Source organism: Marichromatium sp. PS1, from assembly GCF_041155115.1.
Classification (GTDB): Bacteria; Pseudomonadota; Gammaproteobacteria; order Chromatiales; family Chromatiaceae; genus Marichromatium; species Marichromatium gracile.
Genome location: NZ_BAAFHB010000002.1, coordinates 479,220 through 503,478, shown reverse-complemented (window position 1 = coordinate 503,478; position 24,259 = coordinate 479,220). Strand labels below are relative to the sequence as shown.

28 protein-coding genes are annotated in these 24,259 nt (G+C 68.7%); 10 read left to right on the top strand and 18 right to left on the bottom strand.

Annotated elements, in window-relative coordinates; translation table 11 throughout:
- Window position 1: 1 nt before the first annotated feature.
- The gene (gene hypE / locus ACAM26_RS03550; protein ID WP_369613124.1) at window positions 2-1,048 is read left to right on the top strand and encodes a hydrogenase expression/formation protein HypE; all 1,047 of its coding nucleotides are present in this window, start codon (window positions 2-4) and stop codon (window positions 1,046-1,048) included.
- Here the strand turns inward: hypE and ACAM26_RS03545 are convergent.
- Complete coding sequence (locus ACAM26_RS03545; RefSeq protein WP_123142694.1) at window positions 1,045-2,259, bottom strand: phosphatase PAP2 family protein; 1,215 nt, start codon at window positions 2,257-2,259, stop codon at window positions 1,045-1,047. The genes hypE and ACAM26_RS03545 overlap by 4 nt on opposite strands.
- Window positions 2,260-2,468: 209 nt before the next feature.
- Here ACAM26_RS03545 and ACAM26_RS03540 point away from each other — a divergent pair, with 209 nt between their 5' ends.
- A complete protein-coding gene (locus ACAM26_RS03540; RefSeq protein WP_062276993.1) occupies window positions 2,469-2,927 on the top strand; it encodes a cache domain-containing protein in 459 nt (152 codons plus the stop codon).
- 168 nt (window positions 2,928-3,095) lie between these two features.
- On the opposite strand, the gene ACAM26_RS03535 is transcribed toward ACAM26_RS03540, so the two are convergent.
- The 11 genes from ACAM26_RS03535 to pip all read right to left on the bottom strand — a co-directional run bounded on the left by ACAM26_RS03535 (window position 3,096) and on the right by pip (window position 10,796).
- On the bottom strand, window positions 3,096-3,497 hold the full coding sequence (locus tag ACAM26_RS03535) for a helix-turn-helix domain-containing protein (protein WP_062276996.1): 402 nt from the start codon (window positions 3,495-3,497) through the stop codon (window positions 3,096-3,098).
- A gap of 184 nt (window positions 3,498-3,681) precedes the next feature.
- The gene (locus tag ACAM26_RS03530) at window positions 3,682-4,659 is read right to left on the bottom strand and encodes a LysR family transcriptional regulator (RefSeq protein WP_062276999.1); all 978 of its coding nucleotides are present in this window, start codon (window positions 4,657-4,659) and stop codon (window positions 3,682-3,684) included.
- Between the two features lie 128 nt (window positions 4,660-4,787).
- Window positions 4,788-5,918, bottom strand: coding sequence for a twin-arginine translocase subunit TatC (gene tatC / locus ACAM26_RS03525; protein WP_190287859.1), 1,131 nt, complete (start codon window positions 5,916-5,918; stop codon window positions 4,788-4,790).
- A 70-nt stretch (window positions 5,919-5,988) separates the two neighbouring features.
- Window positions 5,989-6,288, bottom strand: coding sequence for a Sec-independent protein translocase protein TatB (tatB, locus tag ACAM26_RS03520; protein WP_123139155.1), 300 nt, complete (start codon window positions 6,286-6,288; stop codon window positions 5,989-5,991).
- Window positions 6,289-6,314: 26 nt separating this feature from the next.
- A complete protein-coding gene (gene tatA, locus ACAM26_RS03515; RefSeq protein WP_123139154.1) occupies window positions 6,315-6,569 on the bottom strand; it encodes a twin-arginine translocase TatA/TatE family subunit in 255 nt (84 codons plus the stop codon).
- A 278-nt stretch (window positions 6,570-6,847) separates the two neighbouring features.
- Window positions 6,848-7,165, bottom strand: coding sequence for a phosphoribosyl-ATP diphosphatase (locus tag ACAM26_RS03510; RefSeq protein WP_005222120.1), 318 nt, complete (start codon window positions 7,163-7,165; stop codon window positions 6,848-6,850).
- Window positions 7,166-7,197: 32 nt separating this feature from the next.
- Complete coding sequence (hisI, locus tag ACAM26_RS03505; RefSeq protein WP_123139153.1) at window positions 7,198-7,611, bottom strand: phosphoribosyl-AMP cyclohydrolase; 414 nt, start codon at window positions 7,609-7,611, stop codon at window positions 7,198-7,200.
- Entirely contained in the window at window positions 7,608-8,354 is a 747-nt protein-coding gene (hisA, locus tag ACAM26_RS03500; protein ID WP_005222124.1) for a 1-(5-phosphoribosyl)-5-[(5-phosphoribosylamino)methylideneamino]imidazole-4-carboxamide isomerase, read from the bottom strand. The genes hisI and hisA overlap by 4 nt, the downstream gene beginning before the upstream one ends.
- A 55-nt stretch (window positions 8,355-8,409) precedes the next feature.
- A complete protein-coding gene (hisB, locus tag ACAM26_RS03495) occupies window positions 8,410-9,015 on the bottom strand; it encodes an imidazoleglycerol-phosphate dehydratase HisB (RefSeq protein WP_123139152.1) in 606 nt (201 codons plus the stop codon).
- Between the two features lie 372 nt (window positions 9,016-9,387).
- Complete coding sequence (gene dtd / locus ACAM26_RS03490; RefSeq protein ID WP_005222128.1) at window positions 9,388-9,825, bottom strand: D-aminoacyl-tRNA deacylase; 438 nt, start codon at window positions 9,823-9,825, stop codon at window positions 9,388-9,390.
- Entirely contained in the window at window positions 9,822-10,796 is a 975-nt protein-coding gene (gene pip / locus ACAM26_RS03485; protein WP_369613123.1) for a prolyl aminopeptidase, read from the bottom strand. The genes dtd and pip overlap by 4 nt, the downstream gene beginning before the upstream one ends.
- 146 nt (window positions 10,797-10,942) lie before the next feature.
- Here pip and ACAM26_RS03480 point away from each other — a divergent pair, with 146 nt between their 5' ends.
- The gene (locus ACAM26_RS03480) at window positions 10,943-11,497 is read left to right on the top strand and encodes a DUF2939 domain-containing protein (protein ID WP_369613122.1); all 555 of its coding nucleotides are present in this window, start codon (window positions 10,943-10,945) and stop codon (window positions 11,495-11,497) included.
- A 31-nt stretch (window positions 11,498-11,528) separates the two neighbouring features.
- Here ACAM26_RS03480 and typA read toward each other — a convergent pair whose 3' ends face one another.
- Complete coding sequence (gene typA, locus ACAM26_RS03475) at window positions 11,529-13,355, bottom strand: translational GTPase TypA (protein WP_190287858.1); 1,827 nt, start codon at window positions 13,353-13,355, stop codon at window positions 11,529-11,531.
- A 395-nt stretch (window positions 13,356-13,750) separates the two neighbouring features.
- Here typA and ACAM26_RS03470 point away from each other — a divergent pair, with 395 nt between their 5' ends.
- The 5 genes from ACAM26_RS03470 to draG all read left to right on the top strand — a co-directional run bounded on the left by ACAM26_RS03470 (window position 13,751) and on the right by draG (window position 17,537).
- Complete coding sequence (locus ACAM26_RS03470) at window positions 13,751-13,936, top strand: hypothetical protein (RefSeq protein WP_148040250.1); 186 nt, start codon at window positions 13,751-13,753, stop codon at window positions 13,934-13,936.
- Window positions 13,937-14,162: 226 nt separating this feature from the next.
- The gene (nifB, locus tag ACAM26_RS03465; RefSeq protein WP_369613121.1) at window positions 14,163-15,656 is read left to right on the top strand and encodes a nitrogenase cofactor biosynthesis protein NifB; all 1,494 of its coding nucleotides are present in this window, start codon (window positions 14,163-14,165) and stop codon (window positions 15,654-15,656) included.
- A gap of 17 nt (window positions 15,657-15,673) precedes the next feature.
- A complete protein-coding gene (locus ACAM26_RS03460) occupies window positions 15,674-15,952 on the top strand; it encodes a ferredoxin (protein WP_123142160.1) in 279 nt (92 codons plus the stop codon).
- A 75-nt stretch (window positions 15,953-16,027) separates the two neighbouring features.
- Complete coding sequence (locus ACAM26_RS03455) at window positions 16,028-16,609, top strand: nitrogen fixation protein NifQ (RefSeq protein WP_369613120.1); 582 nt, start codon at window positions 16,028-16,030, stop codon at window positions 16,607-16,609.
- Window positions 16,584-17,537: an ADP-ribosyl-[dinitrogen reductase] hydrolase gene (gene draG / locus ACAM26_RS03450; protein ID WP_123139145.1), complete on the top strand. Its 954-nt coding sequence runs from the start codon at window positions 16,584-16,586 to the stop codon at window positions 17,535-17,537. The genes ACAM26_RS03455 and draG overlap by 26 nt, the downstream gene beginning before the upstream one ends.
- On the opposite strand, the gene ACAM26_RS03445 is transcribed toward draG, so the two are convergent.
- The 3 genes from ACAM26_RS03445 to ACAM26_RS03435 all read right to left on the bottom strand — a co-directional run bounded on the left by ACAM26_RS03445 (window position 17,525) and on the right by ACAM26_RS03435 (window position 20,483).
- Window positions 17,525-18,853, bottom strand: coding sequence for an SLC13 family permease (locus tag ACAM26_RS03445; RefSeq protein ID WP_123139144.1), 1,329 nt, complete (start codon window positions 18,851-18,853; stop codon window positions 17,525-17,527). The genes draG and ACAM26_RS03445 overlap by 13 nt on opposite strands.
- On the bottom strand, window positions 18,850-19,308 hold the full coding sequence (locus ACAM26_RS03440; protein ID WP_123139143.1) for a CBS domain-containing protein: 459 nt from the start codon (window positions 19,306-19,308) through the stop codon (window positions 18,850-18,852). The genes ACAM26_RS03445 and ACAM26_RS03440 overlap by 4 nt, the downstream gene beginning before the upstream one ends.
- Window positions 19,309-19,604: 296 nt before the next feature.
- Entirely contained in the window at window positions 19,605-20,483 is an 879-nt protein-coding gene (locus ACAM26_RS03435) for an SIR2 family protein (RefSeq protein WP_123139142.1), read from the bottom strand.
- A 258-nt stretch (window positions 20,484-20,741) separates the two neighbouring features.
- On the opposite strand from ACAM26_RS03435, the gene ACAM26_RS03430 reads away from it, so the two are divergent.
- Window positions 20,742-21,356 (top strand): SIS domain-containing protein, encoded by a 615-nt coding sequence (locus ACAM26_RS03430; protein ID WP_369613119.1) that lies wholly within the window; start codon window positions 20,742-20,744, stop codon window positions 21,354-21,356.
- Here ACAM26_RS03430 and ACAM26_RS03425 read toward each other — a convergent pair.
- Together ACAM26_RS03425 and ACAM26_RS03420 are read right to left on the bottom strand one after the other, a co-directional pair.
- The gene (locus tag ACAM26_RS03425) at window positions 21,302-22,111 is read right to left on the bottom strand and encodes a glutaminyl-peptide cyclotransferase (RefSeq protein ID WP_369613118.1); all 810 of its coding nucleotides are present in this window, start codon (window positions 22,109-22,111) and stop codon (window positions 21,302-21,304) included. The genes ACAM26_RS03430 and ACAM26_RS03425 overlap by 55 nt on opposite strands.
- A 57-nt stretch (window positions 22,112-22,168) precedes the next feature.
- Entirely contained in the window at window positions 22,169-22,573 is a 405-nt protein-coding gene (locus tag ACAM26_RS03420; RefSeq protein ID WP_123139333.1) for an antitoxin Xre/MbcA/ParS toxin-binding domain-containing protein, read from the bottom strand.
- Between the two features lie 723 nt (window positions 22,574-23,296).
- Between ACAM26_RS03420 and ACAM26_RS03415 the strand changes: the two genes are divergently transcribed.
- Window positions 23,297-24,256, top strand: a complete 960-nt coding sequence (locus ACAM26_RS03415) for a MoxR family ATPase (RefSeq protein WP_123142164.1) — start codon at window positions 23,297-23,299, stop codon at window positions 24,254-24,256.
- The last annotated feature ends 3 nt before the right edge of the window (window positions 24,257-24,259 follow it).

The window sequence follows — 24,259 nt, the reverse complement described above, 5'->3', positions numbered from 1 at the left end:
GATGACCAGCCAATCCAGCCCCCACACCCCGCTCGACCTCGACCACGGCCGGGTGGAGATGACCCACGGCGCCGGCGGTCGCGCCATGGACCAGCTCATCGACGGGATCTTCCGCCGTCATCTCGACAACCCGCTGCTCGCCCAGGGCAACGACCAGGCCCGCTTCGCGGTCCCGCCCGGCCGGCTGGCGATGAGCACCGACGGCCACGTGGTCTCGCCGCTGTTCTTCCCCGGCGGCGACATCGGCGCGCTGGCGGTGCACGGCACCGTCAACGACCTGGCCATGGGCGGCGCGCGCCCGCTGCACCTCAGCGCCGGGTTCATCATCGAGGAGGGCTTCGCCCTCGCCGCGCTCGATCGCATCGTCGCCAGCATGGCGCGGGCGGCGCGCGAGGCCGGGGTGACGGTGGTCACCGGCGACACCAAGGTGGTCGAGCGCGGCAAGGGCGACGGGGTGTTCATCACCACCACCGGGCTCGGGGTGGTGCCCGAGGGCATCGAGCTCTCCGGCGAGCGCGCCCGCCCGGGCGATGCCATCGTGCTCAGCGGCGGCATCGGCGAGCACGGGGTGGCCATCCTCGCCCAGCGCGAGCACCTCGGCTTCGCCACCGGGGTGCGCTCGGACAGCGCCGCGTTGCACGGGCTGGTCGCCGCGATGCTCGCGGCGGTGCCGGGGCTGCGCTGTCTGCGCGACCCCACCCGCGGCGGGCTGGCGGCCTGTCTCAACGAGCTGGCGCGACAGTCCGGGGTGGGGATGCAGATCCGCGAGGCGGCGATCCCCGTCCACCCCGAGGTCGCCGCCGCCTGCGAACTGCTCGGACTCGACCCGCTGCACATCGCCAACGAGGGCAAGCTGGTGGCGATCTGTCCGCCCGAGCGCATCGACGACCTGCTCGCGGCGATGCGCGCCCACCCGCTCGGCGCCGCCGCCAGCCACATCGGCGAGGTGGTCGAGGACACGCTGCGGCTGGTGCAGATGGAGACCGGGTTCGGCGGCTCGCGGGTGGTCGACTGGCTCACCGGCGAGCAGCTGCCGCGGATCTGCTAGCGGGTCCCGGGCGCGCCCTCGACCACCCGCCCGTGGGCGCTCTCGAGGCGTAGCTCGGGCAGCGTGACCGAGGGCGGTGCGGGATAGCGGCGGATGTCGCCCTCACCGGTGATCACCTCAACCCGCCGCCATTCGTCGGCGACCACGCCGAGCGCGAGCTTGGTGTCGCGCTCGGTGAACAGCCCGCGATGGACGACGTCGTAGCTCAGCACCCCGTCGCGCGCGACCAGCCGGCTCTCCACCCGGCTCCAGGGCAGGCCGAAGCCGCGCGCCTCGAGCCTCAGCTGGGCGCGCCGGTCACGCTCGCCGATCCAGAACAGGACGACGTCCAGGTCGTCGGCCTCGATACGCAACACCTCGGGCGCGGGCAGGAACTCGTCGTGGGCGATGCGCTCGTACTCGATCCGCTTGAGCGGGGTCGCGACCAGCACCACCGCGATCATCACCGGCACGGCCAGGGCGTAGCCGAGCGCGGTCAGGCGCGGATGACGCAGCCGACTCGACGACGGCGGCGCGAGCGCCGCGGCACGCTCGCGCCGCGGCACCCGCAGCACGCCGTGATAGAGCAGCAGCGCGGTGCCATAGACGAACACCCAGGCCCAGATCACATCCGAGGGGAAGTGATCGCCCGCGGCCATGCGACCGATCCCGAGCAGCACGCCGAAGGCCACCGAGCCGGCGAGCGCCATCCAGGCCAGCAGCGGTCGACGCCGACGCCAGATCAGGAAGAAGACGCCGAGCACGAAGCCGACCGAGGCGTGACCACTGGGGAAGGACTTGCCCTCGCCATAATCCCCGATCTGCAACGGCGGCAGATACGGCTGGGTGCCACCGAAGGCCTCGGTCTGGTGTGGCCGGGGACGGTCCCACTGCTCCTTGAACACGCCGTTGACGATCAACCCGGGACCGAGCAGCGCAGTGGCGATCACGAACACCGCATGGATACGCAGCCGCCTGAAGCGCGGCCACAACGCGGCGGCGATCAGCACCAGCAACCCGCCGAGCATCATCAGCCCGGTGAGCAGCGGCGCGGCGACATAGAGCGCCGACCACAGCGGCGCCTGGGCCTCGTACCAGGGATCGTCGGCCCCGGGATGGTAGAACAGCGACACCAGGCGGGTGTCGAGATCGCTGAGCCAGAACGGCAGGGTGCCGAGCAGCGCCACCACGGCCAGGGCGATGAGCTGGCCTCGCAGGTCGCGCGCGATCATCAGCGAGTCCGCTGGTGGCTGGACGGAACGACGCGGACTCGATGCATGACGGACTCCTGGTGTGATTTCGGCAATGGGTCGGCGGGGCATTGTCCGGCGACTCGATCACTTTGACCAGTGCGTCGGGGACTGGAACGCACCGCCGGGCTCGGGTATGGTCGGTCGCGCTCGTACACGAAAAAACCACAGACGAGAAAGAGGACCAACCCATGACCCGCACACTGTTCGCAGGCTCGCTCGCACTCGCGCTGCTCACCCCGCAGGTATTCGCCGCGACCCCCGACATGGCCACGCCGGAGGAGGCCAAGGCGCTCTCCGAGCAGGCGCACGAGGCGGTCGAGAGCCAGGGCGCCGAGGCCGCCTTCGCCGCCTTCGCTGCCGAGGACGGGGGCTTCCGCGATCGCGATCTCTATGTGTTCTGCATGGATCTCGAGGGCGAGATGCTCGCGCACCCGCTCAAGCCCGAGCTGGTCGGCAAGAACCTGATCGACTTCGACAAGTACGGCGACACCCTGTTCAGGGACATGATCGAGACGGTGAAGGATTCGGGCGAGGGCTGGGTGGACTATCGCTGGCCCTATCCGGGCAGTGACGAGATCCGCGACAAGGCCACCTATGTGATCGGCAACGACGGCGGCTTCTTCTGCGGGGTCGGCGCCTACAAGTAGCGCACCAAGCGGGAAACGCTGAGCAAATCAGCGTTTCCCCATTCGACGCCGACGGTGGCGAGACGTAGCGGTCGGGGATACGGGCCAGGACCTGATGGTCATCTCCGCCGACGGGGCGTGTCTCCTGGATCCGGGGAGCCGGGACACGGGGACCGTCAGATGACGGTCTCAGGCGGTGGAGAGCTCGTCCTCGACGAGCGGCGCCTGCTCCTGCTCCTCGGCCGCGGCGGCCTTGGCGGCGACCCCGAACTCCGATTGACGCTCGGCGACCTCGAGGACGGTGGCGCGGCCACGCTCGTCGCTGAGCCGGAAGAACTCCACCAGACGCATCTCTTCGGCGTCGAGCGGCCCCTTGTCGTCGAGACAGAGGAGATAGGTGGGGGTCACGGTGCGCAGCGCCATCGAGAGCTCGTGGGCCTCTTCGAGTCCCATCCGACGGATCCCCTGCTCATAGTTGCTGATGCGCGACTTCGACAGCGAATTGGTCCGGCTGGACAGGTCGGAAAGACTCAGCTTCTGCTCTTGCCGGGCGGCGCGAAGGCGTTGGCCGATACGTTTGGTCAGGTCCATAGTGATAATGATTCTTTTAACCAGTTTGGTGGTACGAAAAAATGATCGAAGGCCGGCGGTCAAGTTCATCCTTGAGCCGGTTCCGACACACGTCCAAGGTGCATGAGGAACTGAACCGCCGCCGCCCCGGCCCACCGTCCGAGGACGATGGATCAGGGGGCGATCGCGTCTCTTCGAGGGTCGATCAACCCAGGAAGGCGTCTTCCCATTCTGCTTCTCCGACGGTCTGGGGCTGGGGCTCCACGACACGGTCGGCGAAGGCGGAATCGAGGGTCTTGATGAAGCACTTGGTCTGCGGCGAGAGGAACTTGCCGCGTCGCTGCACGATGCCGTAGCTGCGCTTCGGGAAGTAGTGATCGAGCGGGATGGTGCTGAGCTTCTCCTCCCCGGTCAGACAGACATCGGTGACGATGGAGATGCCGAGTCCGAGCTCGACATATTTCTTGATCACCTCCCAGCCACCGGCCTCCAGGGTCACCCGATATCCGAGATTGTGCTGCTTGAACACCAGGTCAACCATGCGCCATGTACTGAGATGGCGCGGCGGCAGGATCAGGCCGTAGGGGGCGATGTCCTCCAGGGTGACCGTCTCGCGACCGGCCAGCGGGTGATCGGCCGGGGTGATCAGCGTCGGGCGGTAGGTGACGAAGGGACGATAGGTGATGTCGTCCGGCACCTCGAGCATCGAGCCCACGGCGAGATCGACCTCGTCGGCGCGCAGCATCGCCAGGCCGTCGCGGCCGGTGACGTTGTGCATCTTGAGCTCGATGCCGGGGTACTGGTCGACGAACTCGCGCACCGGGTCCGGGAGGATGTAGAGGATGGTCGACTCGCCCGCGGCGATGTTGAGCACACCCTGATCGACCCGACCGCACTGGGTGGCGAAGGTCTCGTGGAGCTTGTCCATGCCCTCGACCAGCGGCTCGGCCATCTGGAACAGCAGATCGCCCTCGGGGGTGAGCTTGATCTTGGGGCCCCGGCGCTCGAACAGCACGGTGCCGAACTCGCGCTCGAGGGCCTGGATCTGCAGCGAGACCGTCGGCTGGCTGAGGAAGATCTTCTCCGCCGCGGCGCTGACGCTACCGGTCCGGGCAGCGTGACAGAAGGCGCGCAGCTGCTTGAGCCGGTTCTGCTTGTAATGGATCTGGGATCCGGAACCCATGGCGAACATCCTTCAGTCGACAACAAGCGTCGATATTAGCCGATGAACGCCATTGATAAAAGCAATACCCCTGTTATCCACCAGAAAAGTCTCACGTTTTGACGATCGGCGCACAGCATGTGCACGGCTCAGTCGTCGAGTTGGGCGAGGATATTGCGAGCCACGCGACGCGCATCCTCGTCCCCTTCCTCGAGCACCTCGTACAAAACGTGTCTGGCAGCAATCAGGCTGTCGAGTTCCCGCAGCCGGTTGGCGCGCTTGAGCTTCTCCTCGACCGAGTTGATCCCGCCGCTCACCGGCGCGGAGGCCGGCATCTCGCGCGCGGCCTCCTCGGCGTCGATACGGTCGAGTTCGGCCTCCATCTCGGTCTCGCTCAGCGGCTGCCAGCGCGACGCCTCGTCGAGCGCCGGATCGAGCTCGCCGCCGACCGAGGTCCCCGGGCGCGGATCGCTGCCGGGCGCCGGCGAGCCGCCGGGGCCGTCGGGATCGGTGCCGTCGTCGTCCTCATCCTCGTCGAGCCGGCCCTTGAGCAGGATCCGGGCGAACAGGATACCGAGCTCGAACAGCAACCACATCGGGATCGCCAGCAGGGTCTGGGAGATCACGTCCGGCGGGGTGAGAAACATGCCGACGATGAACACACCGACGATCACATAGGGACGCTTGGCGGCGAGCGCAGCCGGCGTGGTCAGGCGCAGCGCCACCAGCAGGATGGTGGCGATCGGGATCTCGAAGGCCAGACCGAAGGCGAAGAACAGGGTCAGCACGAAGTCGAGATAGGCCGAGATGTCGGTCATCATCGCCACGCCCTCGGGCGTCGAGCCGGCGAGGAAGGCGAACACCAGCGGGAACACCACGTAGTAGGCGAACAGCATGCCGAGATAGAACAGCAGCACGCTGGAGAGCAGCAGCGGCACCGCCAGGCGCCGCTCGTGCTGATAGAGCCCGGGGGCGACGAAGGCCCACAGCTGATAGAACAGGAAGGGCATCGACAGGAACACCGCCGCCACCAGCGCCAACTTGAAGGGCGTGAGGAAGGGCGCGGCCACCTGGGTGGCGATCATGGTGTTGCCGTCGGGCAGCTGCGCCATCAGCGGCGCGGCGATATAGACGTAGAGCTCGTTGGCGAAGGGGAACAGCGCCAGGAACACCACCAGGATGGCGATCACCATCCGGATCAGGCGATCGCGCAGCTCGATCAGGTGGGAGACGAAGGGCTGTTCGGCGCCCGGATCATCGGGTTGCATCGCAGGTGACATGACTGGACTCTATCCGGACGAGAGGGGCCGGGGCCCCGGATGGCGTCGGATCAGGGGTGGATGACGGGGACTAGCCGCGCGGCGGGGTCCGCTCGGCGCCGTCCCGGGTGTCGGAGGCTGCGGCTGGACGCTCGGACTCCTCGAGAATGGTCTCGAGCGGACGCGAGTGGCGCTGCTCGTCGAGCACGCGATTGAGCTCCTCGGTATGGAGTTCGCGGTCGATCTCGTGCTTGACCGAGGCCAGGGTGCGGCGGGCCTTGCCCACCCACATCCCGGCCATGCGCGCCACCCGCGGCAATCGCTCCGGGCCGATCACGACCAGCGCGACCACCGCGATCAGGATGAACTCCCAGAATCCCCAGTCGACCATCTGGTCTCCCCGATCCGGCGCTCAGCTCAGGGCTGACGCTTGTGGCTCTCTGCCGAGGCGTTGGCGGCCTTGGCGTCGGTGCGCTCGGCCTCGCTCAGCTGCTCGGGCGCTGCGTCCTTGCGCTCCTGCTCCTTGTCGGCATCGGACATCGCGCTGCGGAAGCCCTTGATCGCGGTGCCGAGATCGGAGCCGAGGTTCTTCAGCCGTTTGGTGCCGAACAGCAGCAGCACGATCACCAGGATGATCAGAAGCTGCCAGATACTGATACCGCCTGCGCCCATCTTTTCCTCCGGACCACCCCTGTGCGGCGGTCGACTCTAGCCTCAGTGGAAACGCGCCCGACCAGCGGGTGGTCGGCGCGCATCGGGAATTCGTGCCCCGGGTGCGACGCGTGTGCGGGGGCGTCGTTCGACCGCCGCCTTTACCGCCCCCCGGAAAGAACGGGGCCGGTGACTGCCGGACAGGCCGCGCCGAGCGCGCGCTCGGGACACCCAGGGTCGCCGGCAACGCGCAATCATACCGCAATCGTCGCGGCCCCGGCAGCCCCCGGCGCAGCGGCTCAGCCCTTGCGTGCGGCCTTCTCCTCGAGTCCCGAGAGACCGAAGCGGCGCTCGAGCTCGGCGAGCACCTGGTTCGGACCCAGCCCCTGGTGCGAGAGCAGCACCAGGGTGTGGAACCACAGATCGGCGACCTCGTAGACGACCTTCTCGGGCACCCCGTCCTTGGCCGCCATCACCGTCTCGGTGGCCTCCTCGCCGACCTTCTTGAGGATGGCGTCGAGCCCCTTGGCGTGGAGCTTGGCGACATAGGAACTGTCGGGGTCGGCGGCCTTGCGCGCCTCGAGGACCTCGGACAGGCGATCGAGTACATCGTTCATGGAGCGTGAAAAACCCTCTGCAAGTGTGGGGATCAACCCTTGGAATAGATGGCGTCCGGGTCCTTGAGCACCGGCTCGACCGCGCGCCAGCCGCCGTCCTCGTCGAGCGCGCGATAGAAACAGCTGTGGCGCCCGGTGTGACAGGCGATGCCGCCGCGCTGCTCGACCTCGAGCAGCACCACGTCGCCGTCGCAGTCGAGACGGATGTCGTGCACCACCTGCTGATGGCCCGAGGACTCGCCCTTGTGCCACAGCCGCTCGCGCGAGCGCGACCAGTAGACCGCATGCCCGCTCTCGCGGGTCAGGCGCAGCGCCTCGCGGTTCATCCACGCCATCATCAACACCTTGCCGGTACCGCGCTCCTGGGCGATCGCCGCCACCAGACCCTTGGCGTCCCAGGCGACGGCATCGAGCCAGTCGTCGGCGCGCGTCGCTGATTCGCTCATGCCCGCTGCGCCTCCAGCGCGTCGGCCAGCTGCTGACCGGCGGCGAAGTCGAGCGTGCCCTCGTAGATGGCCCGCCCGGTGATCGCGCCGCTGATGCCGCTGGCGGCGGCCTCGGCCAGCACCCGTACGTCATCGAGGGTGGTGATACCGCCGGAGGCGATCACCGGGATACGGATCGCCTCGGCCAGGGCGCGGGTGGCCTCGACGTTGGGACCGCTGAGCATGCCGTCGCGACCGATGTCGGTGTAGACGATCGCCGAGACGCCATCGTCCTCGAAGCGTCGCGCCAGGTCCTCGACACGGTGCTCGGTGACCTCGGCCCAGCCGTTGATCGCCACCTGACCGTCCTTGGCATCGAGCCCGACCATGACGTGCCCGGGGAAGGCGCGACAGGCGCGAGCGACGAACTCGGGCTCCTTCACCGCCTGGGTGCCGATGATGCAGTAGCTCACCCCGGCGTCGAGATAGGCGGCGATGGTGCGCTCGTCGCGGATACCGCCGCCGACCTGGATCGACAGCTCGGGGTAGCGCGCGGCGATCGCGCGGATCGCCTCGCCGTTGACCGGCTCGCCGGCGAAGGCGCCATTGAGGTCGACCAGATGCAGGCGACGGGTGCCGGCCTCCACCCAGCGGGCGGCGACCTCGACCGGGTCGTCGGAGAACACGGTCTCGTCGTCCATCCGGCCTTGACGCAGCCGCACGCAGCGGCCGTCCTTGAGATCGATTGCGGGGATCAGCAACACGGGGATTGGGTCTCTTGCTGGGGTTCGGAAAACGGTGATCGGGGCGCGAGCGCGCTCACAGCGCACCCTTGGTCGAGGGCGTGATCCCGGCCATCCGCGGATCGGGCTCGACGGCCATGCGCAGCGCCCGCCCGAAGGCCTTGAACACGGTCTCGGCCTGGTGGTGGGCGTTGATGCCGCGCAGATTGTCGATGTGCAGGGTCAGCGCGGCATGGTTGACCAGCCCCTGGAAGAACTCCTGGAACAGATCGACCTCGAAGGCGCCGACCTGGGCGCGGGTGAAGGGCACGGCATAGGTCAGCCCGGGGCGTCCCGAGAGGTCCACCACCACCCGCGACAGCGCCTCGTCGAGCGGCACATAGGCATGACCGTAGCGGCGGATGCCGCGCTTGTCGCCGAGCGCCTGGGCCAGCGCCTGACCGAAGGTGATGCCGATGTCCTCGACGGTGTGATGCGCGTCGATATGGAGATCGCCCTCGGCCTCGACCTGCAGGTCGATCAGACCGTGACGCGCGATCTGGTCGAGCATGTGCTCGAGGAAGGGGACGCCGGTGCGGAAACTGCCCTGGCCAGTCCCGTCGAGATCGAGCGTGACGCGGATCTGGGTCTCCAGGGTATCGCGCGCGACCTGCGCGCGGCGGTGTGTGGTCTCAGCAGACATGGGATGATCGCTCGGTGACGCCTGGTATACGGATCAATTCACTAGGATAACAGCCTGCGCCGGGTTCGTGGCTCCTACCAGCGACCAGCGACCAGCGACCAGCGACCAGCGACCAGCGACCAGCGACCAGCGACCAGCGACCAGCGACCAGCGACCAGCGACCAGACGATTGAACCGCGAAGGCGCGAAGGGCGCAAAGGGGAATAAGCCGCCAGCGATCAGTCGCCAGTGGGTGCGGACCGCCTGTGGCCTCACGCCGACATCACACATCAACTCACTTTGCGTGAACTCACTTTGCGTGCTTCGCGGCTTTGCGGTCCAATCCTGGCGGCGGCTGGCGGCTGGCGGCTGGCGGCTGGAAAACCACCCGCCTCATGTCTCCAGCCAGAAGGTCACCGGGCCGTCGTTGACCAACTCGACCTGCATGTCGGCGCCGAAGCGCCCGCACTGCACGGCGGGGTGCGCGGCGCGGGCGCGCTCGAGCAGCAGCTCGAACAGGCGTCGGCCCTCCTCAGGGGGCGCGGCGCTGCTGAAGCCGGGGCGGGTACCCTTGCGGGTGTCGGCGGCGAGGGTGAACTGGGGCACCAGCAGCAATCCGCCGTCGATGTCGCGCAGGCTGAGGTTCATCCGCTCCTCGGCGTCGGGAAAGACGCGATAGCCGAGCAGACGTTCGAGCAACCGCTCGGCACGCGCCTCGGTGTCGCCACGCTGTACCCCGACCAGCACCAGCAGACCGCGATCGATGGCGCCGACCACCTCGTCGCCGACCGTCACCCGCGCCCGGCTCACCCGTTGCAGCAACCCGATCACGCCGCCCCCCCGCCGAGTTCGACGGCGAAGCGATCGGTGGCGGCCACCAGGGCGCGCTGGATCCCCGGCTCGAAGGCCGAGTGACCGGCATCGGGCACCACCTCGAAGCGCGCCCCGGGCCAGGCCTGATGCAACTCCCAGGCCGAGCGCATCGGACAGATGAGATCGTAGCGCCCCTGCACGATCACCCCGGGGATCCCGGCCAGCCGTCCGGCGTCGCGCAACAACTGTTCGGGGGCGAGAAAGGCGTGATTGACGAAGTAGTGACACTCGATCCGCGCCAGACTCAGCGCCAGATGCGGATCGGCGAAGTGATCGCTGACGGTGCGATTGGGATGCAGGGTCGAGCAGCGGCCCTCCCAGATCGACCAGGCCTTGGCCGCAGCCATGCGCGCGACCTCGTCCTCGCCGGTGAGACGACGGTGATAGGCATGCAGCAGATCACCACGCTCGGTCTCGGGGATGGGGTCGAGGAAGCCTGCCCAATGATCGGGAAAGACCCAGTTCGCGCCCTCCTGGTAGAACCACTCGATCTCGGCGTCGCGACAGAGAAAGATGCCGCGCACCACCAGCGCCGCGACCCGCTCGGGATGGGTCTCGGCATAGGCCAGCGCCAGGGTCGAGCCCCAGGAGCCGCCGAACACCAGCCAGCGCTCGATGCCGAGGTGCTCGCGGATCCGCTCGATGTCCTCGACCAGATCCCAGGTGGTGTTGGCGCCGAGTTCGGCGTGCGGGCGCGAACGTCCGCAACCCCGCTGGTCGAACAGCACCGCGCGATAGCGCCCGGGGTCGAAGAAACCGCGGTGTGCCGGCTCGCAACCGGCACCGGGACCGCCGTGGAGGAAAACGGCGGGCACACCGTCGCGCCGCCCGCACTCCTCGACATAGAGCTGGTGCCCGTCGCCCACGTCCAACCGGTGGACAGCGAAGGGGTCGGTGATGGGGTGGAGGAATTGCGCTGTGCTCTGCATGGGTCGCTCGGGGTTGCGGTGGACTCGACACGAGGCCAGGACTCCCCGATGGTACGCAACCACCGTCGATCACGCACCCGCCGCGCCGACGGACGCCATGCTAGCCTTGGGGCGCGGCAGACCGCCGTACACCAAGGACGTCCGTGATGAAGCTCCTCCCCCTGCTACTTGCCGTCGCCCTGCTGCTCGGGCTCGGCTATGTCGCCGCCGGCCCTTACCTGACCGTGGCGCAGATCCGCACCGGTCTCGTCGAGCGCGACCCGGTCATGCTCGAACAGCACGTCGACTTCCCACGGCTGCGCGCCGGGCTCAAGGACCAGCTCAACGTCCGTCTGCTCGAAGAGGCCCAGGACGACGGCGAGACGTCCAACCCGCTCGCGCTGGCGCTGGTGGGCCTGGCCACGCAACTGATCGACAAGGTGGTGGACACCTTCGTCACCCCGGCGGGGCTGGCCAGGATCATGGCCGGCGAGACCCCGGAGCCGGGCGCGGAGCTGCCGTCGGTCCCGGCCGGAGAGGCGGACGCGCCCGACGACGGCGGCGGCGAGCGCCGACCCTTCGCCGACGCGCGCTATGTCTATGACGACCTCGACACCTTTTCGGTCTGGGTGCCGACCGAGGACGGGCGTGAACTCCGCTGTGTGCTCGAGCGCGACGGACTGCGCTGGCGGCTGGTCAACATCGTGTTGCCACGGGACTGAGCCCGCGCCAGCCGCCCCGCGCCCGAACCGATCAGAGACCGCGGCTGGCGCGCTTGCGGTCCTGCTCGGTGAGGTGACGCTTGCGCACGCGGATGGCGTTGGGGGTGATCTCGACCAGCTCATCGTCCTCGATGAACTCCAGCGCCTGCTCCAGGGTGAACTTCACCGGCGGGGTCAGCAGGATGTTCTCGTCCGAACCGGCGGCGCGGATGTTGGTCAGCTGCTTGGCCTTGAGCGGGTTGACGGTGAGGTCGTTGTCGCGCGAGTGGATGCCGACCACCTGGCCCTCGTAGATCTCGTCGCCCGGCGAGACCAGCATCCGACCCCGCTCCTGGAGGTTGAACAGCGCGTAGCCGAGCGCCTTGCCGGTGGCGTTGGAGATCAGGGCGCCGTTGCGCCGCTCGGCGATGCCGCCGGTGGTGGCCGGACGGTAGCGCTCGAAGACGTGATACTTGAGGCCGGTGCCCGAGGTCAGCGACATGAACTCGGTCTGGAAACCGATCAGGCCGCGCGAGGGGATCTCGTAGTCGAGCCGCACCCGCCCCTTGCCGTCCGGCACCATGTCCTTGAGTTCGGCACGACGCTCGCCGAGCGCCTGCATGATCGCACCCTGGCACTCCTCGTCGACGTCGACGGTGAGCTGCTCGTAGGGCTCACAGATCTCGCCGTCGATCTCGCGGAAGATGACCTCGGGGCGCGAGACGGCCAGCTCGTAGCCCTCGCGACGCATGTTCTCGAGCAGGATCGAGAGGTGCAGCTCGCCACGCCCGGAGACGCGGAACTTCTCCGGATCGTTGCCTTCCTCGACACGCAGCGCGACATTGTGGATCAGCTCGCGCTGGAGCCGGTCCTTGAGCTGGCGCGAGGTCAGGTACTTGCCCTCGCGCCCGGCGAAGGGCGAGGTGTTGACCTGGAAGGTCATGGTCACGGTCGGCTCGTCGACGGTCAGCGGCGTCATCGGCTCGACATGATCGGGGTCGCAGAGGGTATCGGAGACGTTCGGCGCCTCGATCCCGGTGAGCGCGACGATGTCGCCGGCGCTGGCCGAGTCGACCTCGTGACGGTCGAGCCCGAGATAGCCGTAGACCAGACCGATCTTGACCTTCTGCCGGGTGCCGTCGCGCTTGACCACGGTCACCTGCTGATTGGGGCGCACGCTGCCCTGGCGAATGCGCCCGACCGCAATGGCGCCGACGAAGGCGTTGTAGTCGAGGGTCGAGACCTGCATCTGGAAGGGCGCCTCGGGCTTGACCTCGGGGGCCGGGCAGTGCTCGACGATGGCCTGGAACAGCGGGCTCATGTCGCCGTCGCGCACATCGTCCTCGAGTCCGGCATAGCCATTGAGCGCCGAGGCATAGACGATGGGGAAATCGAGCTGCTCATCGGTTGCGCCGAGACGGTCGAAGAGATCGAAGACCTGGTCGATGACCCAGTCCGGACGCGCGCCCGGACGATCGATCTTGTTGACCACCACGATCGGACGCAGACCGTGGGCGAAGGCCTTGCTGGTGACGAAGCGGGTCTGCGGCATCGGTCCCTCGCGGGCATCGACGAGCAGCAGCACCGAGTCGACCATCGACAGCACACGCTCGACCTCGCCGCCGAAGTCGGCGTGCCCGGGGGTGTCGACGATGTTGATGCGATAGTCGTTCCAGCGGATCGCGGTGTTCTTGGAGAGGATGGTGATGCCGCGCTCCTTCTCCAGCGCGTTGGAGTCCATCACCCGCTCCACCGGCCCGAAGCGCTCGCCGAGCGTGCCCGACTGCTGCAGCAGCTGATCGACCAGGGTGGTCTTGCCGTGGTCGACGTGGGCGATGATGGCGATATTGCGGAGTTTCTCGATTTGGTTGCTTGACAATGCCTTATCACTCGTTGACGAGGCGTCGCGCGCCTCTTTGGGTGTTCACTGGGCCCGGGGATTATGGGGCGGACTCCACACGGCCCGCGCCAGGGGCATCACGGCGAGGGATGCGCCCGAACGGGTCCGATCTCGTCGAATATGGACGCGCGGGATGGTCTTCTTGACCCGTGGTCGCGACCAAGGAGTTGGTCGACAGGCACCCGGACGCGCGCAACCGGCAAAGCTGTCGGTCAGCGGCTCGACGATGGAACGGGTGATCACCAGGCGTGCCAGGGTTGGGAATCCATAAGTATACACCGTACGGGCCAGGGCCCAGCAGGGGCGACGAAAAAAAACCTGTCGGCCCCGTCATCATCGTCGCCACCCTGTGCTTCCACCAGCGCGCGGACCGGATGTCCGACCAAGCCCATCTCGAGCGAATGGCGGGGCACGCCAGCCGCGTCGGCAGCCTCGAGACCTACCGGGCGCGGGCCGACGGCAACGCCGATCTGTTCGAGGGCGTGAACATGACGCCCGCGAGCGGCGCCCGCCCGGAGATCTATCGCGGCCTCGGCAACACCCCCGACCTGCGTGACTGACCGCCTGGCGGCGCCGGGAAACACCACCGCGCACTGTACCGATTGTCACAAAGCCCGCCGACACGGCCTGTTGCGATCCCCACAAGGGTCACCGGTCCAACCATTCGACAGACCAAAAAACAGACGGTTAGCGGGACCCTCCCAGTCAGGCACGCTGCTTGCTCATGCACGACAGAACCATTGAATCCGCGGGGCCCGACGCCCCGTCAGTCGTGGAGGCCAGACGATGGAGTCGAAGCAAGCGGGTCACGATCGAAAGACCCCCACCTCGGGTTGCGCTGCGGGGGGCTGCGGTGGCGGGAGCGCGCTCGACCGGCTCCCCGCCGCGACCCGCGAGCGGGTGCGCAACCATCCCTGTTTCTCGGAGGACGCCCATCAGCACTACGCGCGGATGCACGTGGCGGTGGCGCCGGCCTGCAACATCCAGTGCCACTACTGCAACCGCAAGTACGACTGTGCCAACGAGTCACGTCCCGGCGTGGTCTCCGAGCTGCTCGAACCGCAGCAGGCGGCGGACAAGGTGGCGGCGGTGGCCGCCCACATCCCCCAGCTCTCGGTGGTCGGCATCGCCGGTCCGGGCGATCCGCTGGCCAACCCCGAGCGCACCTTCGCGACCTTCCGACTGATCGCCGAGCGCACCCCGGACCTCAGGCTGTGCGTCTCGACCAACGGCCTGGCGCTGCCCGAGGCGGTCGACACCCTGTGTCGCTACAACATCGAGCACGTCACCATCACCATCAACTGTCTCGACCCCGACATCGGCGCCGAGATCTACCCCTGGGTGTTCTGGAACAACCGCCGCGTGCGCGGTCGCAAGGGCGCCGAGATCCTCATCGAGCAGCAGCAGCTCGGGCTCGAGCGGCTGGTCGAGCGCGGCATGCTGGTCAAGGTCAACTCGGTACTGATCCCCGGGGTCAACGACCAGCACCTCACCGAGGTCAGCCGCGCGGTCAAGGCCAAGGGGGCCTTCCTCCACAACCTGATGCCGCTGATCGCCGAGCCCGAGCACGGCACCTTCTACGGCCTGATGGGCCAGCGCGCGCCGCGCGCCAGCGAACTGCGCGCGCTGCAGACCGAGTGCGCCGGCGACATGGCGATCATGCGTCACTGCAAGCAGTGTCGCGCCGACGCCGTCGGCATGCTCGGTGAGGACCGCAGCGCCGAGTTCACGCTCGAGCGCATCGCCACCCTGGAGATCGACGACGCCGCCGCGCTGGCACGACGCACCGCCGTACGCGAGGCGATCGAGCAGCGGCGCCGGGGCGTCGCCCCGGCGCTGGTGCCGCTGTCCACGCTGAGCGCCTCCCGCCCCCGCCCCGCCACCCACGCGGCACGCATCGCGGTAGCCAGCAGCGACGGTCGACTGGTCGATCAGCACTTCGGTCATGCCGATCGCTTCCTCGTCTACGAGGTCGACGAGCAGGGCGAACGGCTGCTCGACGAACGCCCACTCGCGCGCTACTGCAACGGCGCCGAGCACTGCGACGAGGACGACGACGCCCTGGCCCCGGCACTGGCCGCGCTCGCCGACTGCGCCATGGTGCTGTGCTCGCGCATCGGGCTCGCCCCCTGGGAGCGGCTCGAGACGGCAGGCATCCGTCCCAACGGCGAGCTGGCGATGCTGCCGATCGAGCAGGCGCTGCGCGCGGCCCACCGCGAACTCGCCGAGCGGGGCGCCCTGAGCATCGACGAACCCCAGCGCGCCACCCTCAGCGCCTAGCCACGGAGGTCCCCGAGATGGCCCTGAAGATCACCAGCGGATGCGTCAACTGCTGGGCCTGCGAGCCGCTCTGTCCGAGCGCGGCGATCGAGCCCGCCAGCCCACACTTTCGCATCGACCCAGCCGCCTGCAGCGAGTGCGCGGGCGAGTACGCCGACCCGCAGTGCGCGAGCATCTGCCCGATCGAGGGCGCGATCGTCGACGCCAGCGGCGCAGCGCTCAACCCACCGGGTTCGCTCACCGGCATCCCGCCGCGCCTGCTCGAGCAGACACGCGCGCGCATCCAGGCCCGCTGACCCGATCACCGGGTCCGGCAACAGGGACGCCCGCGGACCCGGCACCATCACCAGGAGACCGATGGAGGCGAGACCATGGCCACGCCCTGCCCCGAACGCACCCGCGAGATCCAGCGGATCTTCGTCCGGTTGATGACCCGGGCGATCGGCGCGGGCAACGACCACGCCTTCGCCTGCATGATCGCCAGCCGCGCCAGCGGTCTCGGCGCCCTGCCCCCCTGGCTCGGGCTCGCGCCCGAGGCGTTCAATGCGCTGATGGGCTATCACTTCCCCGGGGTCTCGCCCGAGGTGCTCTCCAACCTCGAAGGGGTGGCACCCAACCCCGCGCGTGAGGACGAGCGCGCGGAGCTGGTCGCATTGCTCGGCGGCCAGCGCGCCGGGCACACCCACTCGGAGCTGTGGATGGCCGAGGTGGTTGCCGCCGGCTGCCTGGCGACCGATCATCTGTGGCAGGACCTCGGACTGTGGAACCGCCGCGCGCTGACCGCGCTGATGCGTCGCAACTTCCCGCGCCTGGCCATGGCCAACACCGGCGACATGAAGTGGAAACGCTTTCTCTACAAGCAACTGTGCGAACGCGAGGGCGTCTATCTGTGCCGGGCACCATCATGCGAGGAGTGCGCCGACTACCATGTTTGTTTTGGACCTGAGGACTGAGCTCGCCGCCGGCGAGACCACCGCCAATACCATCCACGCCCGCGCCAGCGGTGCCTATCTGGGACTGGCCATCGGCGACGCCCTCGGCGCCACCGTGGAGTTCATGACCCCGACCGAGATCCGCACCCGTCACGGCGTCCACCGCGACCTGGTCGGCGGCGGCTGGCTCAGGCTGCGTCGCGGTCAGGTCACCGACGACACCGCGATGTCGCTGGCACTCGGCCAGGCACTGCTCGACCATGGCCGCGTCGAGGCCGCGCCCATCGCCGAGGCCTTCAGCGCATGGATGCGCACCAAGCCGGTCGACATCGGCCATACCGTGCGCCGGGGCATCTCGCGCTATCGCCGTACCGGCGCCACCGAGGTCCCGGAGAACACCTACGACGCCGGCAACGGCGCCTGCATGCGCACCCTGCCGATCGCGCTCTTCACCCTCGGCGCCGAGGCCGAGGCCGTCGCCGCGGCATGCCGCACCCAGGCCCATGTCACCCATCACAACCCGCTCTCGGACGCCGCCACCCTGACCGTGGTGCGCATGGTGCAGAGCGCCATCCTCGGCGCTACCCGCGAGCACCTGCGCGAGCTGGCCGAGGCACTGATCGCCGAGGAGCCGTGCTTCGCCTTCGATCGCGGCCGGGTCGAGAACCCGAGCGGCTATATCGTCGAGACGATGCGCGCGGTGCTGCAGGCGTTGTTCGCCACCGACGGCCTCGAGGCGGCGCTGATCGACGTGGTCAACCGTGGCGGCGATGCCGACACCACCGGCGCCATCCTCGGCATGATCGTCGGCGCGCTGCACGGTCCCGAGGCCATCCCGCGACGCTGGCTCGACGGACTCGAACACACCAGCGCCACGGCCTGCCGTGAACAGGCTCAGGCGCTGGTGCGTGCCTCGGCGCTGTGCCGAGGCCGCGCTCAGCCGCGATAGAAGTCGAACAGCAGCACGAACACCGCGCTCGCCACCACCAGCCCGGTGAGCATCACCGGGATGCCCACGCGCAGCCAACCGAGCGGGGTGATGCGCGCCTCGGGGATACCGCTGCGCTCGGACTCGGCCACGCAGATGACGTTGGCGGTGGCGCCGATGTGCGAGCCGTTGCCACCGAGCCCGACGCCGATCGCCAGCGCCCACCACAGCGGGGTGATGTTCACCCCCTGCTGCTCGAGCCCGAGCACGATCGGGATCATGGTGACGGTGAAGGGGATGTTGTCGACCACCGCGCTGAGCAGCGCCGCCACCCACATCAGCGCCAGACAGGTGAGCAGCAGCGTCTGCGGGTCCTGCGCCAGCCGCGCCAGCCGGAAGCCGACCCAGTCGAGCAGCCCCGAGGCCTCGACCCCGCCGACGATCACGAACAACCCGGCGAAGAACACCAGCACCGACCACTCGAGCTTGCCGAACAGCGATTCCGGGTCGGGGCGCAGCAGCACCAGTGCCAGCGCCACCGCGATGAAGGCGACATAGGCCGGGAACAGGTGCAGCCGGTGATGGACGAAGAACAGCGCGATCGCCACCCCCAACGCGATCAGCCCGCGCCGCAGCCGCAGCGGATGCTTGATCGCGCGCCGCTCGTCGAGATCGATCTGCGCCCCCGGGCCGCTCGGCGCCAGCTCGCGCCGAAACAGCAACAGGATCAGCACCACCGTGACCGCCCAGGAGACGACGACCAGCGGCGCCATGTGCACCAGGAAGCGGGTGAACTCGATGCCGCCGGCGCTGCCGATCATGATATTGGGCGGGTCGCCGACCAGGGTCGCCGCACCGCCGATGTTCGAGAGCATCGCCTCGGCCATCAGGAAGGGCAGCGGATTGAGCGAGAGGATGCGGGTGATCAGCACCGTCAACGGCGCGAAGATCAACACCGTGGTGACATTGTCGAGGAACATGCTGATCAGGCTCACCGCCAGCGCCAGATAGACCAGCAGCAGCCGGGGGTTGCCGCGCGACCACTTGGCGATGCGGATGGCCAGATAGTCGAAACCGCCGGTGGGCCGCAGCAGCACCACCAGCATCATCATCCCGGCGAGCAGGAACAGGGTGTTGGCGTCGATCGCCATCACCGCCTCGGCCTGGCCGTAGAAGCCGCCGATCATCCCCACCCCGATCATCACCACCGCGCCGATGAGCGCCGCGCTGGTACGGTGGATCACCTCGCCGAAGATCAACACATAGGCGGCGATCATGGTCAGCCCCGCGGCCGCCATCTGGCCGCTGAACTGGGGTGCCATCGCAAGCTCGTTCACGCGCCCTCCTCGTCTCTGGCCAGCATGCAGCCGACGACCGCCATCCGTGTCACCACGCCGCGGTACTCGCCGGCGTCGACCAGGAACAGATAGGAGCTGTTGTAGCGCTCCATGATCGCCAGCCCCTTGATCAGCGGCGAGCCGGCGCTGATCGTCGCCCGGCTCTCGAGCACGTAGCCGCTCGCCTCCTCGGCGAGGATGGCGCGACGCCGCGCCTCGGGCAGGTCGACGTTATCGATGTTGTCGCCCAGATAGTCCGCAGCGCCGACCAGGAAGTCGGGAATGCAGGTGTGTTTGACGATATGACGCAGCGACACCCGGCCACAGATCCGCCCCTCGGCATCGGCATAGGGCAGCCCGCCGACGTTGCAGCGCACGCACTCGCGAAATACCTCGCGCAGGGTCATGCCGGACCTGACCACCAGGGTCGGGACGGCAAGTTCGATCAGCTTCATGGAGATTCAGCCTTCCGCTTCGAGTGACCCCGGATCGCGCGTCGATCCGGGGCTGGACGCGCCCCGCAGGCCCAGGAGCAGGGTCCGTGTCGCGGGGCGCCGCGGCACGAACCGCGCGGCGGAGGCAGGGACGGGGTTGGGCTCACGCCCGTGTCAGCGCCGTGGCGACACCGCCCGTCACCGCAGGTCGTGAGCGGACCCGCCCGTGGCGCCGGGAGCGGCGCCGGGACAGGAGAGGTCGGGGTCGGCTCGGATCGCGCGATCGCGCATGCGGGTCGAGATGTCGCGCGATCAGTCTAGCACCCGAGCGCGCCCGCCGTCGCACAGGCCTCGTCATCGAAATAGGCCAACCCCTCGAGCAGCTCATCCACCCCGGCCTCGACGATGGTGATGCCCTGACGCGCGCAGAAGCGGCGCGCCCTGGGGGTGGGATCGGGGATCAGCGCCCAGCCCGCGGGCGAGCCGGCGGCGTGGATCAGCTCGGTGACCAGCATCCGCTCGGTGTCGCGATCGAGGTTGAGTCCCAGCAGCAGATAGCGCAGCCCGCGCCGACGGGCCTTGACGAACGCGGGGATGGCAAAGCCGCCCATCAGCTCGGTGAGATAGTCGACGAAATCGGCGTCCGAGGCGATATAGGTCGATCCCGGCTCGGGGCTGCCGAGCGGCTTGAACAATACCGGCAACGCCGGATCGACCGCATCCTGATCGACCTCGCGATACCCCGAGCCGTCGTGGACATGGATGCGGAAGCGGTAGTCCGTCCCCCCCACCCGGGCGATGCCGCGCACCAGCACGTGCGGGCGCTCGGCATAGAGGTGCTGGAGCTGGAGATCGCGATTGAGATCGATGACATAGCCGGGAGCGGTCCCGGCCAGCCAGGCGTGCAGCGGTGCCTGCGTCCATGGCCGCCCCGCGTAGGTGGCATCGAGGAAGCGCTGCACCGCGCCGCGCCCGCGCTTGAGCTCGACGTTCATCGCCGCGCGCGAGAACTCCCACATCAGCCGCCGCGACATCGGCCGCCCGCCGTTGAGCGCGAGGATCAGCGAATCGCTGTCGGCCGGGATCGGCTCGCCGCGTTCGCGATCGACCACCCCGGCGAGCGCGCCGGGTCCCAGACAGGGCACCAGCTCGCCCCGCGCAAGGGCATCAACGAGAGATTCCAACAGGCTCGACATCCGGACCTCCGTGGCTGCGACGCTGTATTCAGGTGCAAACCATTGCAAACTCCGGACCATGGCAGGCCAGACACCCGCGATCGGCGCCGGAGCGCTGGCGGCGGGCGTGATCGCCACCCCGCCACGCCCGCCCGGCGACGTCCGTGATCCGACGAACCCCGACACAGCGTCGCAAACCCCACAGCCCTCGCTGGCTGGCACGCGCCGGTTTCGGCTAGCATGCCTCGATCGCCCGACAGCCCCTGGACAGCCCGACCGATGACGCCCTCCCCATCCGCCCTCGCCGACCTGCTCGCCGAGCGTCTCGCCGCCACCGCCGACCTGCTCGAGCGCACCCGCGCCGATCGCGCACTGCTCGAGGGCTGCGTGCGCGCGGCGACGCGCACCGCCGAGGCGATCGCCGCCGGCGGCACCCTGTTCATCTGCGGCAACGGCGGCAGCGCCGGCGAGGCCACCCATCTCAGCGGCGAGCTGATCGGCCCCTTCGCCGACAAGACCCGCCCGGCGCTGCCGGCGATCGCGCTCGGCTTCGACCCCAGCGCCGCCACCGCGGTGGCCAACGACTTCTCCTTCGACGAGGTCTTCGCCCGCCAGCTCGCCGGACTCGCCCGGCCCGGCGACGTGCTCTGGGCGCTGACCACCAGCGGGCGCTCGCCGAATGTGCTGCGCGCCCTCGAGGTCGCCGCCGAGCGTGGGCTCTACGGCGTACTGCTCACCGGCGCGCTGCCCGCCGAGACCGCCCCGCGCGGCGCCGATCAGGTGCTCGCGGTACCCTCGACCGAGACCCCGCGGGTGCAGGAGCTGCACCTGATGCTCGGTCACTTCCTCTGCGAGGCGGTCGAGGCGCTCGCCGCCAGCAGCTCCAGGGCATAGAGCCAGGGCCAGCGCTTGCCGGTGACATAGAGCAGGTCCTGCTCGGGGGCATAGGCGATGCCGTTGAGCACGTCGGTCCCGGGGGGACGTTGCGCGCGCGGCCACAGCGCGCTCAGGTCCAGGGTCGCGGTCACCGCCCCGCTGGCGGGGTCGATGCGCACCAACCGGTCGCTGCGCCAGACATTGGCCCAGACCCCCGTCGGGGTGTACTCCAACTCGTTGAGCCAGCGCAGCGCACGCCCCCGCTCGCGCACCAGCACGCGGCGCCGGATCACGCGCCGCTCGGGATCCATGAAGCTCAGATAGGCGCTGCCGTCGCTGATGATCCAGTTGCGCCCGTCATGGGTGATGCCCCAGCCCTCGCCGGGGAGGGTGAAGCGATCGACCGGGGTGAGGGTCGCGCGGTCGTAGATCAGCCCGACCCGGGCGCGCCAGGTGAGCTGCACGATCCAATCCTCCCAGGGGGTGATGCCCTCGCCGAAGAGGCGCTCGGGCAGGTCGTGACGCTGCAGCACCCGGCCAGTGGCGAGCGCCACCCGGCGCAGCGACGAGCCGCCATACTCGCCGGTGCCCTCGAACAGCGCGCCGTCGGCGAAAGCCAGCCCCTGGGTGAAGGCCCCGGGGTCGTGGGCGAAGCGCGCCACCACCCGATAGTCGAGCGCGGCGACGGCGCCCGCCTCACCCGAGTCCGCGGCATCACAGCCCGTCACCACCAGGACGAGCAGCAGCCACCCGATCCTCGCCCCTTGCATCATCGTCACCATGCTCGTCCGGCCATGTCCGGGAGCATGCCCCGCTCGGCGGCCGTCCGGCTAGTCGCCGTCACCGAGACGCTGGTAGTCGCTGCGCGAGCCGGTCAGGTCCCAGGCGAAGGTACAGTCGAGATGCGAGAGCACCGCGATCAGCCCGGGTTCGCCGTCCTCGAGCATCACCTGCAGCGGCGCGCGGCGTGCGAACTGACGACTGGCGCGGCGCACCCAATGGCGACGCATCTCCGGGCTGCGCGGGAAGCTGGTGCGCAGCGCCGCCTCGATGCGCAGCAGATAGTCGGCGCGACGGGCGGTCTCGGGATGATCGGACAGCGGTACACGCCCCAGCTGGCGAGGTCGGACCCCGGCGGGCAGTTGCAGCAGGGCGGAGATCTCGGCCGCCCCCAGCTGCCAGGAGCCGAGCAGAGCGATGAGATCGCGGGTCTGGTCGAGGCGGGGGTCGGGCATCGGCATCTCCATCGGAGCGGCGGTGGATGGGCGAGGCGTTGACGAGACGTGTCTCAGCGGGGAACCGTCCAGCGGACATCATGGATCCGAAAGATGGCGGTCGCGCACGACCAAGACAAGGATGCCCCTCGACCTCGATGGATCGATGTTCAGTTAGCCGTCACTCTTCTTACGTCTTCTCGTCACTCGCTCGCAACCTCGCGTCCGGATTGGGCATTTCCGCATTCGTCGAACTTGTGGATAACTTTGTGCACAAAACTGGCGCAACCGCCGCCGATTCTCACTCAATCACTCTCTACCCCTTGCTCCAAGGGTCCCGGGAAAATAAAAATAATCCAATCAAATCAAAAATATAAAATCAAAAAAAACACTTCCTCACACCATCACCCTGAGTGTCCTGGGCTATCGCAAGCGGGGGTTGACAGATGTGAACAACCCACGAAAACGCCCAATCACCCCATCTCCACGCCGCCTCGCGACACCCACCGGAGAACCCGGTCGAGATGACGACGGACGAACGAGACGATCGGCGAACATCGATCTGCCACGGCCCCGATGCCGAATCGTCAGCACGCAGACAACCGGCCCGGACTTGGAACTCGCGGTCACGATCCGTATATCGTTAAATCGGTATCCCCACTGCCCTCGCCCGAGTCCGCCCGCCGGCGCCCGACACGGCGCCCGGCGATCCATCCACGCCATTCGGACAGGACGCGCACCAGCATGACAGCGAACGCCCCTCTCGAGCCCTTGCGCGCCCACGTCAGCGCGCGCATCGTCGGCCAGCACGCCTTCGTCGACAGCATGCTGATCTGTCTGCTCAGCGACGGCCACCTGCTGGTCGAAGGCATGCCCGGGTTGGCCAAGACCTCGGCGGTCAAGGCACTCGCCGAGGGGCTCGAGGGCGACTTCCACCGCATCCAGTTCACCCCCGACCTGCTGCCCTCGGACCTGATCGGCACCGACATCTATCGCCACGAGCGCGGCGAGTTCGAGTTCCGTCAGGGACCGCTGTTCCACAACGTGCTGCTCGCCGACGAGATCAACCGCGCCCCGGCCAAGGTGCAGTCGGCGCTGCTCGAGGCGATGGCCGAGCGCCAGATCACCGTCGGCCAGCGCACCTATCCGCTGCCCGGGCTGTTCATGGTGCTGGCGACCCAGAACCCGGTCGAGCAGGAGGGCACCTATCACCTCCCCGAGGCCCAGCTCGACCGTTTTCTGATGCAGGCGGTGGTCGACTACCCCAGCCGCGACGAGGAGCTTGCCATCCTCGCCCTCGACCAGCGCCGCCACACCGAACCCAGCCCACCGCCAGACCAGCTGCTCAGTCAGGCCGAGCTGCAGCACGCCCGCGCCGAGGTCGCCGCGCTGCACCTCGACCCCAGGCTCGAGGGCTATGTCGTCGATCTGGTACAGGCCAGCCGCGACCCCGGTCGCTATCACCCCGACCTGGCGCGCTGGTGCCGCTTCGGCGCCTCGCCACGGGCGAGCATCGCCCTGGCCCGCTGTGCCCGCGCCCGCGCCTGGCTCGACGGCGAGCGCTTCGTCGCCCCGCACCACATCCAGGCGGTGGCCCCGGAGATCCTCCGTCACCGCCTCCTGCTCAGCTTCGAGGCCGAGGCCGAGGGGGTGACCACCGACACCCTGATCGAGCGCCTGCTGGCCCTGGTCGCCATCCCCTGAGCG

Coding starts and splice junctions, on each gene's coding strand:
- nifB (WP_369613121.1), top strand. CDS start 14,163: ATGGAGTCGAAGCAAGCGGGTCACGATCGAAAGACCCCCACCTCGGGT.
- ACAM26_RS03545 (WP_123142694.1), bottom strand. CDS start 2,259: ATGATCGCGCGCGACCTGCGAGGCCAGCTCATCGCCCTGGCCGTGGTG.
- draG (WP_123139145.1), top strand. CDS start 16,584: ATGTTTGTTTTGGACCTGAGGACTGAGCTCGCCGCCGGCGAGACCACC.
- ACAM26_RS03535 (WP_062276996.1), bottom strand. CDS start 3,497: ATGGACCTGACCAAACGTATCGGCCAACGCCTTCGCGCCGCCCGGCAA.
- ACAM26_RS03460 (WP_123142160.1), top strand. CDS start 15,674: ATGGCCCTGAAGATCACCAGCGGATGCGTCAACTGCTGGGCCTGCGAG.
- ACAM26_RS03470 (WP_148040250.1), top strand. CDS start 13,751: ATGTCCGACCAAGCCCATCTCGAGCGAATGGCGGGGCACGCCAGCCGC.
- ACAM26_RS03510 (WP_005222120.1), bottom strand. CDS start 7,165: ATGAACGATGTACTCGATCGCCTGTCCGAGGTCCTCGAGGCGCGCAAG.
- tatB (WP_123139155.1), bottom strand. CDS start 6,288: ATGGTCGACTGGGGATTCTGGGAGTTCATCCTGATCGCGGTGGTCGCG.
- ACAM26_RS03435 (WP_123139142.1), bottom strand. CDS start 20,483: ATGTCGAGCCTGTTGGAATCTCTCGTTGATGCCCTTGCGCGGGGCGAG.
- hisI (WP_123139153.1), bottom strand. CDS start 7,611: ATGAGCGAATCAGCGACGCGCGCCGACGACTGGCTCGATGCCGTCGCC.
- ACAM26_RS03440 (WP_123139143.1), bottom strand. CDS start 19,308: ATGAAGCTGATCGAACTTGCCGTCCCGACCCTGGTGGTCAGGTCCGGC.
- ACAM26_RS03530 (WP_062276999.1), bottom strand. CDS start 4,659: ATGGGTTCCGGATCCCAGATCCATTACAAGCAGAACCGGCTCAAGCAG.
- pip (WP_369613123.1), bottom strand. CDS start 10,796: ATGCAGAGCACAGCGCAATTCCTCCACCCCATCACCGACCCCTTCGCT.
- hypE (WP_369613124.1), top strand. CDS start 2: ATGACCAGCCAATCCAGCCCCCACACCCCGCTCGACCTCGACCACGGC.
- ACAM26_RS03420 (WP_123139333.1), bottom strand. CDS start 22,573: ATGCCCGACCCCCGCCTCGACCAGACCCGCGATCTCATCGCTCTGCTC.
- ACAM26_RS03425 (WP_369613118.1), bottom strand. CDS start 22,111: ATGATGCAAGGGGCGAGGATCGGGTGGCTGCTGCTCGTCCTGGTGGTG.
- ACAM26_RS03455 (WP_369613120.1), top strand. CDS start 16,028: ATGGCCACGCCCTGCCCCGAACGCACCCGCGAGATCCAGCGGATCTTC.
- tatA (WP_123139154.1), bottom strand. CDS start 6,569: ATGGGCGCAGGCGGTATCAGTATCTGGCAGCTTCTGATCATCCTGGTG.
- ACAM26_RS03430 (WP_369613119.1), top strand. CDS start 20,742: ATGACGCCCTCCCCATCCGCCCTCGCCGACCTGCTCGCCGAGCGTCTC.
- ACAM26_RS03415 (WP_123142164.1), top strand. CDS start 23,297: ATGACAGCGAACGCCCCTCTCGAGCCCTTGCGCGCCCACGTCAGCGCG.
- ACAM26_RS03480 (WP_369613122.1), top strand. CDS start 10,943: ATGAAGCTCCTCCCCCTGCTACTTGCCGTCGCCCTGCTGCTCGGGCTC.
- hisB (WP_123139152.1), bottom strand. CDS start 9,015: ATGTCTGCTGAGACCACACACCGCCGCGCGCAGGTCGCGCGCGATACC.
- tatC (WP_190287859.1), bottom strand. CDS start 5,918: ATGTCACCTGCGATGCAACCCGATGATCCGGGCGCCGAACAGCCCTTC.
- ACAM26_RS03540 (WP_062276993.1), top strand. CDS start 2,469: ATGACCCGCACACTGTTCGCAGGCTCGCTCGCACTCGCGCTGCTCACC.